The organism is Prevotella sp. E15-22 (assembly GCF_023204875.1).
Classification (GTDB): Bacteria; Bacteroidota; Bacteroidia; order Bacteroidales; family Bacteroidaceae; genus Prevotella.
In genome coordinates this window covers 1,392,256-1,408,360 of sequence record NZ_CP096247.1, presented here as the reverse complement: position 1 = coordinate 1,408,360, position 16,105 = coordinate 1,392,256, and the positions used below count along the sequence as shown (strand labels likewise).

The 16,105-nt window shown below is 45.6% G+C and carries 9 protein-coding genes; 6 read left to right on the top strand and 3 right to left on the bottom strand.

Annotated features, from left to right (window positions below):
* Positions 1-2 precede the first annotated feature (2 nt).
* The 5 genes from M1D30_RS05660 to M1D30_RS05640 all read left to right on the top strand — a co-directional run bounded on the left by M1D30_RS05660 (position 3) and on the right by M1D30_RS05640 (position 9,333).
* Positions 3-581 carry a YraN family protein gene (locus tag M1D30_RS05660; protein WP_248507204.1) on the top strand — a complete coding sequence of 193 codons (579 nt, stop codon included), beginning with the start codon at positions 3-5 and terminating at the stop codon, positions 579-581.
* A gap of 188 nt (positions 582-769) precedes the next feature.
* On the top strand, positions 770-4,339 hold the full coding sequence (gene nifJ / locus M1D30_RS05655) for a pyruvate:ferredoxin (flavodoxin) oxidoreductase (RefSeq protein ID WP_248507202.1): 3,570 nt from the start codon (positions 770-772) through the stop codon (positions 4,337-4,339).
* A gap of 318 nt (positions 4,340-4,657) precedes the next feature.
* A complete protein-coding gene (gene msrA, locus M1D30_RS05650) occupies positions 4,658-5,191 on the top strand; it encodes a peptide-methionine (S)-S-oxide reductase MsrA (protein WP_371874175.1) in 534 nt (177 codons plus the stop codon).
* A gap of 113 nt (positions 5,192-5,304) precedes the next feature.
* Positions 5,305-8,421 carry a glycoside hydrolase family 2 TIM barrel-domain containing protein gene (locus M1D30_RS05645; protein WP_248507200.1) on the top strand — a complete coding sequence of 1,039 codons (3,117 nt, stop codon included), beginning with the start codon at positions 5,305-5,307 and terminating at the stop codon, positions 8,419-8,421.
* A gap of 9 nt (positions 8,422-8,430) precedes the next feature.
* Positions 8,431-9,333, top strand: a complete 903-nt coding sequence (locus M1D30_RS05640; protein ID WP_248507198.1) for an esterase-like activity of phytase family protein — start codon at positions 8,431-8,433, stop codon at positions 9,331-9,333.
* A gap of 21 nt (positions 9,334-9,354) precedes the next feature.
* Here the strand turns inward: M1D30_RS05640 and thrS are convergent, their stop codons facing one another.
* From thrS to M1D30_RS05625, 3 genes are all read right to left on the bottom strand, one after another.
* Positions 9,355-11,301, bottom strand: a complete 1,947-nt coding sequence (gene thrS / locus M1D30_RS05635) for a threonine--tRNA ligase (protein WP_248507196.1) — start codon at positions 11,299-11,301, stop codon at positions 9,355-9,357.
* A gap of 123 nt (positions 11,302-11,424) precedes the next feature.
* Positions 11,425-14,277 (bottom strand): putative LPS assembly protein LptD, encoded by a 2,853-nt coding sequence (locus M1D30_RS05630; protein WP_248507187.1) that lies wholly within the window; start codon positions 14,275-14,277, stop codon positions 11,425-11,427.
* Positions 14,278-14,368: 91 nt separating this feature from the next.
* A complete protein-coding gene (locus M1D30_RS05625) occupies positions 14,369-14,905 on the bottom strand; it encodes a phosphohydrolase (RefSeq protein ID WP_248507185.1) in 537 nt (178 codons plus the stop codon).
* A 128-nt stretch (positions 14,906-15,033) separates the two neighbouring features.
* Between M1D30_RS05625 and M1D30_RS05620 the strand changes: the two genes are divergently transcribed.
* Positions 15,034-16,101: a substrate-binding domain-containing protein gene (locus tag M1D30_RS05620; protein ID WP_248507183.1), complete on the top strand. Its 1,068-nt coding sequence runs from the start codon at positions 15,034-15,036 to the stop codon at positions 16,099-16,101.
* Positions 16,102-16,105: the final 4 nt, after the last annotated feature.

Below are 16,105 nucleotides of genomic sequence, written 5' to 3'. Positions count from 1 at the left end.
TCATGATGACTATAAAAGAAGTTTTTAACCTCAGAAGCCAAGGACATATTGAGGCGGCATATGAGGCTGCTCGCGCGATTTATTCTGAAGACAAGAGTCCATACTCTTCAACAGCAATGTTTTTATCTGCAAAAGACATGCAGAAACTATATCTTGACAATGGTCAAACATTCGAAGCAAATAAGATTCAACTCGCACTTCAACGCCTGCAGCAACACACCCCAGAACATCTGCTCTTGGGTTGTTGGGGCGAAGAATTAGCTGTTGAATACCTCCAAAAGAAAGGATATACAATCATCGAACGCGATTGGCATTCAAGCCATCGTGATATCGATATTATAGCCCATAATGACAGTACCATAATATTTGTAGAAGTCAAGACCCGTCGTAATCGACTCTTCACCGAACCTGAAGCTGCAGTCAACCACCAAAAATTACGAAATTTACAACTAGCTATAAATCACTATATTAATTTCCGAAAGATAGATTCACCTTTTCGTTTTGATGTCATTACCATCGTTGGTCAAGTAGGATGCATCAATCCAGAAATCAATCACATTGAAGACTTCCATTTATTATAATCATTTCTAATATACTAATTTAGACAAAAGCCAAACAAGACATTTTAAAAGATTTTTGTAATCTCTGCTTTGCAATTAGCAGAATTCTTTGTAACTTTGCACACGTTTAAAAAGAAACCATCATTTTTTTAGGAAATGATCATTCAAGAAAAAACTAGAAAAAATTAATTTTATATTAATCTAAACAAATGGCTAAAGAAAAGAAGTTTATCACCTGTGATGGTAACGAGGCTGCGGCTCACGTGAGCTATATGTTCTCGGAGGTAGCTGCAATCTACCCCATCACCCCGTCTTCGCCAATGGCGGAGCATGTTGACGAGTGGGCTGCCCGTGGTCGTAAGAACCTGTGGGGCCAGAACGTCAGTGTTCAGGAAATGCAGTCAGAGGCTGGTGCTGCCGGTGCCGTTCACGGTTCACTGCAGGCTGGTGCTCTCACCACTACATTCACTGCTTCTCAGGGTCTGCTCCTGATGATTCCTAACATGTACAAGATTGCTGGTGAGCTTATTCCATGTGTATTCGACGTATCTGCTCGTACACTGGCTTCTCACTCTCTGTGTATCTTTGGCGACCACCAGGACGTAATGGCATGCCGTCAGACCGGTTTCGCTATGTTCTGCTCTGGTTCAGTACAGGAGGTGATGGACCTCACAGCCGTTCCTCACCTGGCAACTCTCGAGACCTGCGTACCATTCGTTAACTTTTTCGATGGTTTCCGCACCTCTCACGAGTACCACAAGATTGAGCTGATGGATCAGGAGGATATCCGTCCTCTGGTTAAGGAGGAGTTCGTTAAGCGTTTCCGCGATCGTGCTATGAGCCCTGAGCGTCCTATCACACGTGGTACTGCTGAGAACCCAGAGACATTCTTCACACACCGTGAGGCTAGCAACCAGTACTACGATGCAGTACCTGAGGTTGTAGAGAAGTACCTCGGCGAGATCTCTAAGATTACAGGCCGCGAGTACCATTTGTTCTCATACTACGGAGCTGAGGATGCTGATCGCATGATCATCCTCATGGGTTCTGCTACCGATGCAGCTCGCGAGGCTATCGACTACCTGAACGCTAACGGTCAGAAGGTTGGTATGATCTCTGTTCACCTCTATCGTCCATTCTCAGTTAAGCACCTGCTCGCTTCAGTTCCTAAGACTGTTAAGCGTATCGCTGTGCTCGACCGTACAAAGGAGCCCGGTGCAAACGGCGAGCCTCTGTACCTCGACGTGAAGGATGCTTACTACGACGTAGAGAACAAGCCTCTCATCGTTGGTGGCCGCTACGGTCTTGGTAGCCGCGACACCACACCTGCTCAGATCATCAGCGTGTTCAACAACCTCGCTATGCCCGAGCCAAAGAACCACTTCACAGTTGGTATCGTAGACGATGTTACCTTCACCTCTCTGCCTGAGGTTGAGGAGATTGCTCTTGGCGGTGCTGGCATGTTCCAAGCTAAGTTCTACGGTCTGGGTGCCGATGGTACCGTAGGTGCTAACAAGAACTCTGTTAAGATTATTGGTGACAACACCGACAAGTACTGCCAGGCTTACTTCTCTTACGACTCTAAGAAGTCAGGAGGTTTCACCTGCTCTCACCTGCGTTTCGGTGATACACCTATCCGCTCTACCTACCTGGTAACTACACCTAACTTCGTAGCTTGCCACGTTCAGGCTTACCTGCACATGTACGACGTTACACGTGGTCTGCAGAAGAATGGTCAGTTCCTGCTGAACACCATCTTCGACGCCGACGAGCTGGAGAAGTTCATGCCTAACAAGGTGAAGCGTTTCTTCGCTCAGAACAACATCACTGTATACACTATCAACGCAACTAAGATTGCACAGGAGATTGGTCTGGGTAACCGTACCAACACTATCCTGCAGAGTGCATTCTTCCGTATCACCGGCGTCATCCCTGTAGAGCTCGCAGTTGAGAAGATGAAGGCTGCAGCACTGAAGTCTTACGGCGCTAAGGGTCAGGACGTAGTTGATAAGAACTACGCTGCTATCGACCGTGGTGGTGAGTACGTACAGCTCACAGTTAAGCCTGAGTGGGCTAACCTGCCTGATGATGAGCCTAAGGCCGACAACGCTCCTGCATTCGTTAAGGAGTTGGTTCGTCCTATCAACGCTCAGGCTGGTGACCTGCTGAAGGTTTCTGACTTCGTTAAGCACAACACCGTTGACGGTTCTTGGGAGGTTGGCACAGCCGCTTACGAGAAGCGTGGTGTTGAGGCCTTCGTTCCAGCTTGGAACAAGGACAACTGTATCCAGTGTAACCAGTGTGCTTACATCTGTCCTCACGCTGCTATCCGTCCATTCGTTCTTACTGACGAGGAGCTCGCTCAGTTCGACGGTCTCGAGACTCTCGAGATGAAGGCACCTGCAGCTATGAAGGGTATGCATTTCGTTATCGAGCCTTCAGTACTCGACTGTCTGGGTTGCGGCAACTGTGCTGACATCTGCCCAGGTAATCCTAAGACTGGCAAGGCCCTCACAATGGTTCCATTCAACCCCGATACAACCGAGAACAAGAAGATGGCTGCCGATTGGGACAAGCTTGTTAAGGTTCCTTCTAAGCAGCATCTGGTTGACATCAAGTCAAACGTTAAGAACTCTCAGTTCGCTCAGCCTCTGTTCGAGTTCTCTGGCGCTTGCTCTGGTTGCGGTGAGACTCCATACGTTAAGCTGATTTCTCAGCTGTTCGGTGATCGCCAGATGATTGCCAACGCTACTGGATGTTCTTCAATCTACTCTGCTTCTATTCCTTCTACACCTTACACTAAGAACGAGAAGGGTCAGGGTCCTGTATTCAACAACTCACTGTTCGAGGACTTCTGCGAGTTCGGTCTGGGTATGGCTCTTGGTAACAAGAAGATGAAGGAGCGCGTAGCTAAGCTGCTGCAGGAGATGATCGACGGCAACGCTAGCGACGAGTACAAGGCACTTGCTAAGGAGTGGATTGAGAACAAGGAGGATGCTGAGAAAACTAAGGAGATTGCTCCAAAGCTTCGTGCTTGCATCGCTGAGAGCGCAGCTAAGGGTTGTCCTACTTGCAAGGAGCTCCAGACTCTGGATCACTACCTCGTAAAGCGTTCACAGTGGATCATCGGTGGTGACGGTGCCTCTTACGACATCGGTTACGGCGGTCTCGACCACGTGATTGCTTCTGGTGAGGACGTTAACATCTTGGTACTCGATACTGAGGTTTACTCTAACACCGGTGGTCAGGCTTCTAAGGCTACTCCTCTTGGTGCTATCGCTCAGTTCGCTGCTCAGGGTAAGCGCATCCGCAAGAAGGATCTGGGTATGATTGCTACAACCTATGGTTATGTATATGTAGCCCAGATTGCTATGGGTGCTGACCACGCACAGACTCTCAAGGCTATCCGCGAGGCTGAGGCATGGCACGGACCTTCAATCATCATCGCTTACGCTCCATGTATCAACCACGGTCTGAAGGCCAAGGGCGGTATGGGTAAGAGTCAGGCCGAGGAGAAGAAGGCTGTTGAGTGCGGTTACTGGCACCTGTGGCGCTACAACCCAGCTCTGGCTGAGGAAGGCAAGAACCCATTCTCTCTCGACTCTAAGGAGCCTAACTGGGAGAACTTCCACGACTTCCTGCTTGGTGAGGTTCGTTACCTCTCTGTTAAGAAGGCTTATCCTAATGAGGCTGAGGAGCTGTTCGCTGAGGCACAGAAGATGGCCCAGCTGCGCTACAAGACTTACATCCGCAAGTCACAGGAGAACTGGGAGGACTAATCCCCCTACTCCATCCTATATTAAAGGAGCATCCGATGATTCGGGTGCTCCTTATTTTATTATTTTTAATTCGTGACAAAACAATGTTATAGTATACATTCCTACATGTATCAATCGCAAGTATGGCACTTTATCATCGAAAGCATTATAGATATCAACGACAAATAGCATATTAAGAAACAACAAATGACATATTTTCCACCACATATTATTGTAATGACCATACGAAAAAATAAAAAAAGAAAGGAAGCACGATTCTCTCTCATTTTTTTTTCGTAACTTTGCCACTCAAAATATTAATGACTTAACAAGTTTAACATGACAACAAACAACATCAAAGACATTTATCTGGCAGGCGGTTGCTTTTGGGGCACTGAACATTTCTTCAAACAGATTGAAGGTGTGTTGGAAACAGAAGTAGGATTTGCGAATGGACACACAGAGGACCCTTCGTACAAAGAAGTTTATACTGACAAGACAGGACACGCTGAGACGGTACACGTAAGGTATAATCCAGAAGTGGCCAGTTTAGAATTCCTACTTAGAATGTTTTTTAAGGCCATTGACCCGACGAGTCTAAATAAGCAGGGGCACGACGAGGGAACACGCTATCGCACAGGCATTTACTATACCGACAATCAAGACATTGAAGTAATCAACAAGGTTTTCAATGAAGAACAACAAAAATACTCAGAACCTCTAGTTGTTGAACGAGAGCAACTAAAATGTTTCTTTAAAGCTGAGGAATATCATCAAGACTACCTTGATAAGAATCCAGACGGCTATTGTCACTTGCCTTTGGAACTCTTTGCCTTTGCGCGAGAAGCAAAAGATAAGCACTATAAGGAATAAATAAGTTTTGTTTTTCGCAGATTTATCGGAACTCATTATAAAAGAGTTAGAAATCGCGGAATTTCAAAACATTTTTTGTAACTTTGCACGAAATTACCATTAACAATAATATTATGCTAAAGAAACTATTACTTTCAACGCTTCTTCTAAGTTCAGCGACAGCATTTGCTGTCGTGGAACCCGCATGGAGGAATCCACAAGTGAATCAAGTGAACCGAGAGGCACGACGTGCCGACTTCTTCGCTTTCGAGAATGTCGAAAAGGCTATGACGGGTGATAAAACACAGTCAAAACGCTACCTGTCAATGGAAGGTACATGGCGCTTCAATTTCGTCAAGGACCACAACCTAGCTCCGAAGGGCTTCTACACGCTGAAGTACGACGATTCACAGTGGGTAGACTTCCCTGTGCCAGGACTCTTCGAGATTGAAGGTTACGGCGACAAGATCTATAAAAACGTAGGTTATTCGTGGGGCACGACTTTCAATAGCAATCCACCCTACATCGACGAGACCAACAACTATACGGGGTCATATCGACGCACTTTCAACCTGCCTGCAGGATGGGACGGCCAGGAAGTTTTTTTCCACGTGGGTTCGGCCACCAGCAATTTGCAAGTGTGGGTCAACGGCAAATACGTGGGCTACAGCGAGGATTCGAAGGTAGCTGCTGAATTCAATATCACCAAGTATCTTAAAAAGGGAGAAAACCTTATTGCCATGCAGGTGATGCGCTGGTGCGACGGCTCTTACTTGGAAGATCAGGACTTTTGGCGCTTTACAGGTATCGCTCGCGAGGTATATCTCTACGCCCGTCCCAAAGTACACATTCAGGACCTATTCGTCACCCAAGACTATATGGGTGGCAAGGGTGTGCTCAAGGTAGATGCCAAGGCACCCAAGGGCACGACCATTGAGCAGCGCCTCGAGGACAACAACGGACAGGAAGTAAGCCTAGACAATGTAAAGCCATGGTCGGCCGAAGTACCCAACCTCTATAATCTTATCATCACCCTAAAGCAGGGCAACAAGGTGTTAGAGGTTGTGAAGCAACGAGTGGGATTCCGTCACATCGAAATCACTGGTGGGCAGTTGCTAGTCAACGGTCAGCCCATCCTCATTAAGGGTGCCGACCGTCATGAGTTGGACCCCGATGGAGGCTATATCGTATCCCTGGACCGCATGATTCAGGATATCCGTATCATGAAACAGCTTAACATCAACGCAGTACGTACCTGTCACTATCCCGATGATCCGCGTTGGTATGACCTCTGCGACGAGTATGGCATTTACCTGACAGCTGAATCAAATCTCGAAAGCCACGGCATGGGCTATGGCGATGGCACACTGGCTAAGCGTCAGGACTTCGAGAAGGCCCACTTGGAGCGTCAATATGGCAACGTACATTCGTTTAAGAACCACCCATCAATCATCGTATGGAGTCTGGGCAACGAGGCTGGCTATGGCCCCAACTTTGAAAAGGCCTATGATTGGGTGAAAGCCACAGACAAGACCCGTCCCTGCCAATTTGAGCAGGCCGGACAGAATGGTAAGACTGATATCTTCTGTCCTATGTACTACGGCTATGAAGGTTGCGAGGCCTACTCTAAAGGCAACAATCCACGCCCTCTCATCCAGTGTGAATATGCCCACGCCATGGGCAACTCGATGGGTGGATTCAAGGAGTACTGGGATTTGGTGCGCAAGTATCCCAAGTATCAGGGTGGCTATATCTGGGACTTCGTGGACCAGGGCATGCGCGACAAGAGCCCTATCACGGGTCGTGAGATTTTCACTTATGGTGGCGACTATGGCAAGTATCCCGCCTCTGACTATAACTTTAATTGCAATGGTATCATCGCGCCAGACCGCAGGCTGAATCCACATGCCCACGAGGTAGGTTACTACTATCAAAACGTATGGGTCAAGGATATCGACATAAAGCAGGGCAAGTTTGAGATTTACAATGAGAATTTCTTCAAGACACTTGACGACCTGCAACTCGAGTGGTTTGTAGGCGGAGCCGCTGGTCATCACCACGACAACGCCAACCGTCCAGAGGGTATGACCTTCGGCCACGGCGGCACCATCGACATCAACGGCATCCAGCCTCAGCAGCGCAAGGTAATTACTTCGGAAGAAATGAAGCAGGTAATCGAGCGCGTACTTGGTCACCACACCGACAACGAGATCTTCGTCGCCTTCTACTTCAAGTCGAAGAATGGCGCTCCCCTTATAGACAAGGGTCAGGTGATGGCCAAGCAGCAATTCTGTATTAACGAGTATAAGTATCCCGAGATAAAACAGGAGACAGCTCAAATCCAGAAGGAAGAGACTAATACCTACGTGAAGTTATCAGCTGCCGGCACCGACCTCTACATCGGCCGCTGGAACGGCATGATAGATTATCTGACCGTTAACGGCAAGGAGATGCTGCAGTTCCGTGAGAGCATTGTACCTGAGTTCTGGCGCGCCCCCACCGACAACGACTACGGCGCTGGCCTACAGAATCGTTTCGCAACCTGGAAGAACCCCAACATGGGCGTTAAGTCCTTCACCGTAAGCGACAATACCGTTATTGCAACCATCGAGCTCCGCGAGTCCGAGAACCGCGGCGGACAGAGAAACCGCGGTGAGCGTCGACCTGCCTTCGCAACGTTAACAATGACATACACCCTCACTCCCGAGGGAGAGGTAATCGTTCGCGAACAGTTGGAGCCTGCCAAGGATGCTCAGATGAGCGAGATGTTCCGCTTTGGCATGGGCATCCAAATGCCAAAGCAGTATGATCAGGTGGAGTACTACGGACGCGGCCCCGTCGAAACCTACAGCGACCGCAAGGACTCTGAGTTCCTTGGTATATATAAGAATAAGGTACAGGACGAGTACTTCGAGTATATCCGCCCACAGGAGAGTGGCAACCACGTAGACGTGCGCTGGTTCTCAGTCATCGACCAGAACGGCAAGGGACTGCAGTTCTACAGTAACGCACCGATGGAAGCCTCTGCCCTGCCCTACACCATTGGCCAATTGGACGACGGTCCCAGTAAAGACAAGGCTTGGGGACGCCACAGCGGCGACCTAATTCCCTCGGGTATGACCTCGGTTCACATCCAGCAGCATCAGCTGGGACTAGGTTGTGTCAACTCATGGGGTGCATGGCCACGCGACGAATACCGCGTGAAGTTCAAAGAATATGACTTCACTTTCGCCATCAAGCCTCTGAAATAAAAAGATGATATGAACAGAATTCTTATCATAGCGGCACTCTTCGTAGTGCCGCTATTCATTTCAGCTCAACGTCAGCAGCAGTTTCACAAAGACCTGGCCAAGGGTAACTACAGCGGTATCTGCGCCTTGGGCGACGGCCGATATGCCATGGTCGACGACAAGGCACAAACAGACGGCTTTCGATTAGTGCATATCACCATCGACAGTATACGACAACGCATCACGGCAGTATGCGACCTGGGCTATCGCTCCTGCGGACTACCTAACCGCGATATGGAAGATATCTGTTATAGACCCTCTTCCAAAACTCTCTATATCTGTGGCGAAGCTGACAATGAAGTCTATGAATACGATCTTGACGGACAACGTACGGGCCAAAAACTAGCCATCCCTGCTAACATTAAGAAGGCAAAGCAGAATGCAGGACTAGAAGCACTGACTTATGACACCTGTCAAAATCTGTTCTATACCATGACCGAGCAACCCCTTCCAGGCGAGAATACCATCCGACTATTGGCATTCGATGATAATCTAAAACTGAAACATACGTATTACTATGAGCCCGACGTGCCCACCAACCGCAAACAAATCTATGGAATTTCAGCACTTTGTGCCCTAGGTGATGGCCGCCTTCTAGTGATGGAACGCCAAATCTGGGTACCAAAGCTAAAAGTGGGCGCTAAAACGGTAACGCGCATCTATGAAGTAATGCCCAGTGATGAAGAACACTTTCTAAAAAAGAAACTGGTGACGGAGTTCCGCACACGGCTCTCCATCACCAGTCATAAGTTTGCAAATTTCGAAGGACTCTGTCAGGTATCACCCAACTTGCTACTCCTAATCGCTGACTCACAGAATCAGTACAAGGGTGTGTTGCGCGACTGGTTTCGACTAGAAATCCTGAAACTTTAAATCATTAGTAGAAAATTCCCATTAGAAGTTCTTTGTCTGCTCGGCAACTTCAGCATTAATCTTGTCGATGAACTCCTGAATAGTCATGGTAGCCTGTTCGCCACCACCCTGCTGGCGCATTGAGACAAGTCCCTCGGCAGCTTCCTTCTCACCAACAATGACCATGTAAGGAATACGCTTCAACTCGTTATCGCGAATCTTACGACCCAACTTCTCGTTACGAAGATCGATAGAACCACGAACACCCTGCAGATTGAACTGCTCGAGCACCTTCTTTGCATAGTCGTTGTACTTCTCTGACAGAGGCAAAACAACAACCTGGTCAGGAGTAAGCCACAAGGGGAAGTGACCACTGGTGTGCTCAATCAGCACAGCAGTGAAACGCTCCATAGAACCGAAAGGAGCACGGTGAATCATCACAGGCGTCTTCTTCTGATTATCTTCGTCAGTATACTCTAGCTGGAAGCGCTTAGGTAGGTTGTAGTCCACCTGAATAGTACCCAACTGCCAACGACGACCTATGGCATCCTTAATCATAAAGTCGAGTTTCGGACCATAGAAAGCGGCCTCGCCATATTCTACTTTAGCGGGCAGTCCCTTCTCTTCACATGCCTCTTGGATGGCCTTCTCCGCCAATGCCCAATCTTCATCGCTACCCACATACTTCTCATGGTTATTGGGGTCGCGCAGAGAAATCTGTGCCTCGAAGTTGAAACCGAAGGCAGATAACACCACATTGATGATATCCATCACGTTGAGGAATTCCTGCTTCACTTGGTCTGGACGGCAGAACAGGTGGGCATCGTCCTGAGTGAACGAACGCACACGAGTCAAACCATGAAGCTCACCACTCTGCTCGTAACGATATACGGTACCAAACTCTGCAATACGTAGGGGTAAATCCTTGTACGAACGGGGCTTCCATGCGAAGATTTCACAGTGGTGAGGACAGTTCATTGGTTTCAACAGGTATTCTTCACCCTCCTCCGGAGTCTGGATAGGCTGGAAAGAATCCTTACCATAGTGATCCCAGTGACCAGAAGTAACATAGAGATTCTTTGAACCAATATGCGGAGTGATAACTTCTTGATATCCATAACGTTTCTGAACCTTACGCAAGTGGTCCTGCAAGCGCAGACGCATATCTGTTCCCTTTGGCAACCAAATAGGCAGGCCCTTACCGACCTTGTCAGAGAACATGAATAGTTCCATCTCCTTACCAATCTTTCGATGGTCACGCTTCTTGGCTTCCTCAAGCATTACAAGATACTCGTCGAGCATCTTCTTCTTGGGGAATGAAATACCATAGAGGCGCTGCATCTGCTCACGGTTGGCATCGCCACGCCAGAAAGCGCCAGCAACCGAGGTCAACTTAATAGCCTTAATCTCACCTGTATCCATCAAGTGGGGACCACGACAAAGGTCTGTGAAAGCACCTTGTGTATAGGTGGTGATGGTGCCATCCTCAAGGTCCTGTTCAATATGTTCGCATTTGTAGGTCTGACCATTAGCCGCAAACTCCTTCAAAGCATCAGCTTTAGCCACCTCCTTGCGAACCACAGGCTCTTTCTTAGAGGCCAATTCACGCATCTTGTTCTCGATGGTAGAAAAATCGCTCTCCTTGATGCTTTCACCATTAGGCAGCAGCACATCATAGAAGAAACCACTCTCTACAGCAGGACCAAAACCGAACTGAATACCAGGATACAATTCCTGAAGTGCTTCAGCTAGTAGGTGGGCAGAGGTATGCCAGAAAGTATGCTTACCCTGCTCGTCGTCCCACTTATAGAGTTCAATCTGTGCGTCCTCATTGATAGGACGGTTTAACTCCACCGTTTCGCCATTCACACCGCAAGCCAATACACTGCGAGCCAGAGCTGGCGAAATACTCTCGGCAATCTGGAGTCCGGTTACGCCCTGCTCATACGAGCGAACAGATCCGTCCGGAAAAGTAATCTTAATTTCCATATTTACAATATATGTTTAAATTTAAATCGAATGCAAAGGTACAAAGAAGCAAGGAAAACACCAAATATATTTCAGAATATTCCAATAGAAACAAAGTAATATTCAAATGCAATTATTGATACATCAATACCATTGAACAGCATTAGAATACGAAGAACGTTTATCATATTTCAATGCATCGGTCAGTGTTGAGGCATTACAACGGAACGAGAAATTATAACTGGTATAAGGAGCAAGCACTACAGAACACGACATATTAAAACAATGGAGGTCACGAGATAGTGAAGCCATCGTCATTGATATTTTCTTGTTTTCGAAATCATATCCCGACGAAAATGAGATATTCCAACCATCAGACAAGCGAATATTACCACTCATGTTCAGATTCTGAGTAAACTTATACGGATACCTCATGGTGTTGTAATTGAATCTCTTAACATCAGTATCTTCACGCATGGTAACACCATATCCAAAACTCAATGACCACGGCAGCGAGAAATTCATATAACCATCTTCGTCGGTCTCTGCCTTACCGGCATCTTTCTTCTTGGCACCATGTTTACCTTCTTCTAAGTCTTTATCTAGATTCGACTCAATATCAACATCATCCTCTTCCTTTTTCTTGGCAGACTGGTTTTCATCATTCTTATTAGTACGTTCTCCCCTAATCCACTTAAAGAAATTGGAAACCTTATCACTAGAAAGTGTATAAGAAAGGTTTTGAGACATACCTTGAAAACGTCCTATTTTACCTTTCTCCCAATAAGTAGTATTCTCACTGATACGTGGTGTAGCACCTACAGAGTCAGCCTCATAAACATAGCTGGCAAAGACAGCATTAATATTCAGTGTATAATTCTTAGAAAGTTTTAAGCGTAAACGGGTATTTAAGTCACTCCAAGGACGAATCTTTGCTGCCATATTATATCCCATTGAAAGTCCTAATTCATCAATGAGGGACACTTTATGAATAGAATCATTCTTGTCGAGAGTCTTCATTTCAAGGTTATTTGATATATCCATGTGGATACTTCCAGTTTTCCCCTTACCAGGCACACCATAGAGTTGATTAGCATAAGGTGAGTATTCCACCAACGAAACAGTTCCATCGGCATTAGTTTTCTGGTAAGTATCATAATAGCCATAACGTGAGGTACTAAAATCTGGGGCATAAGTAAAAGAAAGCTGCGGTGTTAGCACATGACGTATCGCATTAATCTTTCCGCCCAAGAACTTAGAAGATGGTTTTAGGAAGCCATAAAGTTTAGTAGAGGCACTCATCGACATAGACCAATTATATATATTATAGAGGCCATAGATAGTGTCGTTTACAACCTTTGCTCCATCCCATGACTGCATAGTCTTACTGAAATACGTGCGATCAGTAAAATTGAACGAAGCATTAAGATTGATATAATTAAAAAGGGTAAAGTTAGCACTAACAGGGATGCTATGCTGCATTCCATTACGCCAGTCTTTTACCAAATCGGAATGCATCAACTTATCTTCTTTTGTGGAGATACTATTGCTAATACGTCCCGTATACGACAATGAAATCTTTTCATACCATCTTTCCTTGCCAACCATTTTCTTTCTTTTGAATGGATAGAAACGGGCAATCGCTATATTAAGATCAGGCATCGTCATAGCAATGCTCGAGTCGCGCATATTTTGGTTCAAGTTCATTGTAGCATTAATATTCATGCCAATGCTTGAAAACTTTGTTGAGAAGTTCACCGATGATGTACGGGTACTCTGGGTTAAAGTCTGCGGATTATACATCGACGTCAAGTTGTTTCGCTCATAACTACTAGTAGCAAAGTTAACCGATGCAGACAAATTTCTATAGGGATTTGCCTTTGGATCCTGCCGATGACTCCACTGTATCTTAAAACTTGTTGTCTTACTATAATCAGGCAGATTTTTCTCACCCTCAACAGAATTCTGATAACTAGCATAGAACGATCCGCTAAAGCGATAACGCTTACGATAATTAGAAGCAGCACTAACAGCCCACGAACCCTTTGTATAAATTTCCCCCAACAGTTTTAAATCCATTTTATCAGACAATGCAAAATAGTAGCCACCATCACGCAGATAGAAACCTCGCGAAGTCTCATCGCCATAGGTTGGCATGATAAAACCACTAGAGTAACTCTTTGTAAAGGGAAAAAAACCATAAGGTATAGCCAAAGGAAGTGGTACGTCACAAACAACTAAATATGCGGGGCCAAAGACAACATCTTTGCCTGGGCGTACTTTTGCTCGAGAGAGAGCTATATAAAAATCTGGATGCGGGTCATCACAAGTCGTGTATCGACCATGCTGCAAGTAGAGGACACCATCAGCATCACGTTTAGATATCTCGCTAGTCAAAAAACCATCTTCTTGCTCTGTATATACCTGCTGGATAAGGCCTTTCTTAGTTTTGAAATTAAAAGCCATCGTATCACTCTCATATGTATCGTTACCCATATGAAATACTGGTGTTCCAAATATTACGCCCGCAGTATCACGAGCACCTGTAGCATGCACCAAGGAAGAGTCCATACACATATAGATTTTCTCACTCTTCAGGTCCATATTTTGGTATTTTACATGAGAGTCACCATAAAGATTTGCCATACCCGTAGAGGCAATAAAAACAAGAGAATCATTTGCCGAGAACTCAACAGGAGAATCAATGCCATTCTTCTTCGTTTTATTTAGACTATCTTGAGTCAAAGAATCGTCTACAGCCTTGTTATGACGAAGAATAGCCAAATGGAGTGAATCTAACTCAACAGTATCATTACGAAGAGAATCTATAATAGACGATGCTTTAGATATATCATGAGATGATACGGCATCATTCGTGGATGCAGAATCATCTGTCGTCACCCCATACCTGTTTTCATAAAAAGGTATTGACGGGACACCCGCCATCACAAAAAGGAAGACGAAAAGAAGTAAAAATATGACCGACTTGCGTTTCACGGCTACAAAATTACGAAAAAGTTAGGAGTTTGATGTGCACTGACAGAAGTTTATATATACACTTTAACTTTTTTTACCCGTTTCTAGGATCCTATTCAAACATTTCAGCCCATTTCATAAACTTTTCGACCCCTTCTTTTCCGAATTTCTCAAGACTTTGAGCAGTTTCTTTTAATGTCCGAACACTATCAGGAGAAGATTTTGAAAAGAATTTATCCGCATAACAAACCAGTTGCTCTTCCATCGTAACAGGAATAAAATCACAAACAGGAAGAGGTAATTGCTGGCTTATTATATGTTGTTTGGTAAGACCTGTACCTGTATGTCGTTCACAAACGCGAGCATAAGCATCAAGTCCTTTGTTTCTTAGCAGTTCTCCACCAATAAAACCATGACGAATATAAGGTTCGTTTCCCTCGCAAAAAATACTGGGAGCATAGCACCAACGGATACCTATATCATGAAGCATTGCGGCAGACTCAATAAATAATTCATCAATATTTAATTCAGGATGTTTCCGACATGTCTCTAGACACTTATCAGCAACCTGCCTAGAATGTTTTAACAACAAAGATTTCAATTCGTTATCTTCAGGATAATATTCATCAATGATAATATGATAGTTCATCGTTCTTTCGAAATTTTATGCAAAGGTAGTTAATTCCAAGCATACTACAAAACTAATTCAATAATTAATTTGGTTTTTCAACTGGATATTATTACCTTTGCACCAAATTAAAATACAAACAACTTTATATGGCAACAGATAAGATTAGAATCAAGGATATCGCAGAGCGTGCTGGCGTGTCAGTAGGCACAGTTGACCGTGTGCTCCATGAAAGGCCTAACGTGTCAAAATCTGCCCGAGAAAAGGTAGAAAAAGCATTAGCCGAAATGGATTACCAACCAAACGTCTATGCATCAGCACTAGCCTACAATAAAGATTACACATTCTATTGCATAATTCCGCTTCATGATAGTGAGGCATATTGGGACGAGATAGAACAAGGCGTAAAAGCTGCTACAGCCCGCCGACGCGATTTCCACATTTCTCTAAAAATGCTCTATTATGAACGTTTCAACGGTCCATCCTTTATCAAAGCGACCAAGGAATGTTTGGAGCAAAATCCAGATGGCGTCATCGTGGTACCCGCCAAACTGGAGATTACACGTGTATTTACCGATCAACTAGCAGACAAAAACATCCCTTTCATTCTACTCGACTCTTATCTGCCTGACCTCAAGCCGCTGGCATTCTTTGGCCAAGATTCGTTTCAAAGTGGATATTTCGCCGCGCGCATGATGATGCTTATTGCCTCGAAAGAAAAGGAGATTATGATGATGAAGCAGTTGAAAGACGGCCATGTAGGTTCTAAACAGCAGTCAAACCGCGAGACCGGATTTCGTCACTACATGCGTGACCACTTTCCTGAGATAAAGATTACAGACGTCAACCTCCCCTTAGGCGAATCAAAAGCTCATTTCGACAAGATTCTCGAAGAGTTCTTCTCCACACATCCACATATTCACCACTGCATCACTTTCAACTCAAAGGCTCACTTGGTGGGCGAGTTCCTTTTGCGCACCAATCGCCGCAATGTCCAGATTATGGGCTACGACATGGTGCCCAAGAATGCAGAATGTGTGCGTCAGGGCAGTATCTCGTTTCTCATTGCCCAACATGCCTATATGCAGGGATACCAGTGCATCGAGACGCTTTTCCAAGCTATTGTCCTTAAGAAAGAGGTAACCCCAGTGAACTATATGCCTATTGAACTTCTAACCAAAGAAAATATTGAGTTCTATAGGCGCGACAACGTCTAAAACC

Bases quoted from the DNA above. Each gene is read 5' to 3' on its own strand.
- M1D30_RS05625 (WP_248507185.1), bottom strand. From the start codon at position 14,905: ATGAACTATCATATTATCATTGATGAATATTATCCTGAAGATAACGAA.
- M1D30_RS05660 (WP_248507204.1), top strand. From the start codon at position 3: ATGATGACTATAAAAGAAGTTTTTAACCTCAGAAGCCAAGGACATATT.
- nifJ (WP_248507202.1), top strand. From the start codon at position 770: ATGGCTAAAGAAAAGAAGTTTATCACCTGTGATGGTAACGAGGCTGCG.
- M1D30_RS05620 (WP_248507183.1), top strand. From the start codon at position 15,034: ATGGCAACAGATAAGATTAGAATCAAGGATATCGCAGAGCGTGCTGGC.
- M1D30_RS05645 (WP_248507200.1), top strand. From the start codon at position 5,305: ATGCTAAAGAAACTATTACTTTCAACGCTTCTTCTAAGTTCAGCGACA.
- msrA (WP_371874175.1), top strand. From the start codon at position 4,658: ATGACAACAAACAACATCAAAGACATTTATCTGGCAGGCGGTTGCTTT.
- M1D30_RS05640 (WP_248507198.1), top strand. From the start codon at position 8,431: ATGAACAGAATTCTTATCATAGCGGCACTCTTCGTAGTGCCGCTATTC.
- thrS (WP_248507196.1), bottom strand. From the start codon at position 11,301: ATGGAAATTAAGATTACTTTTCCGGACGGATCTGTTCGCTCGTATGAG.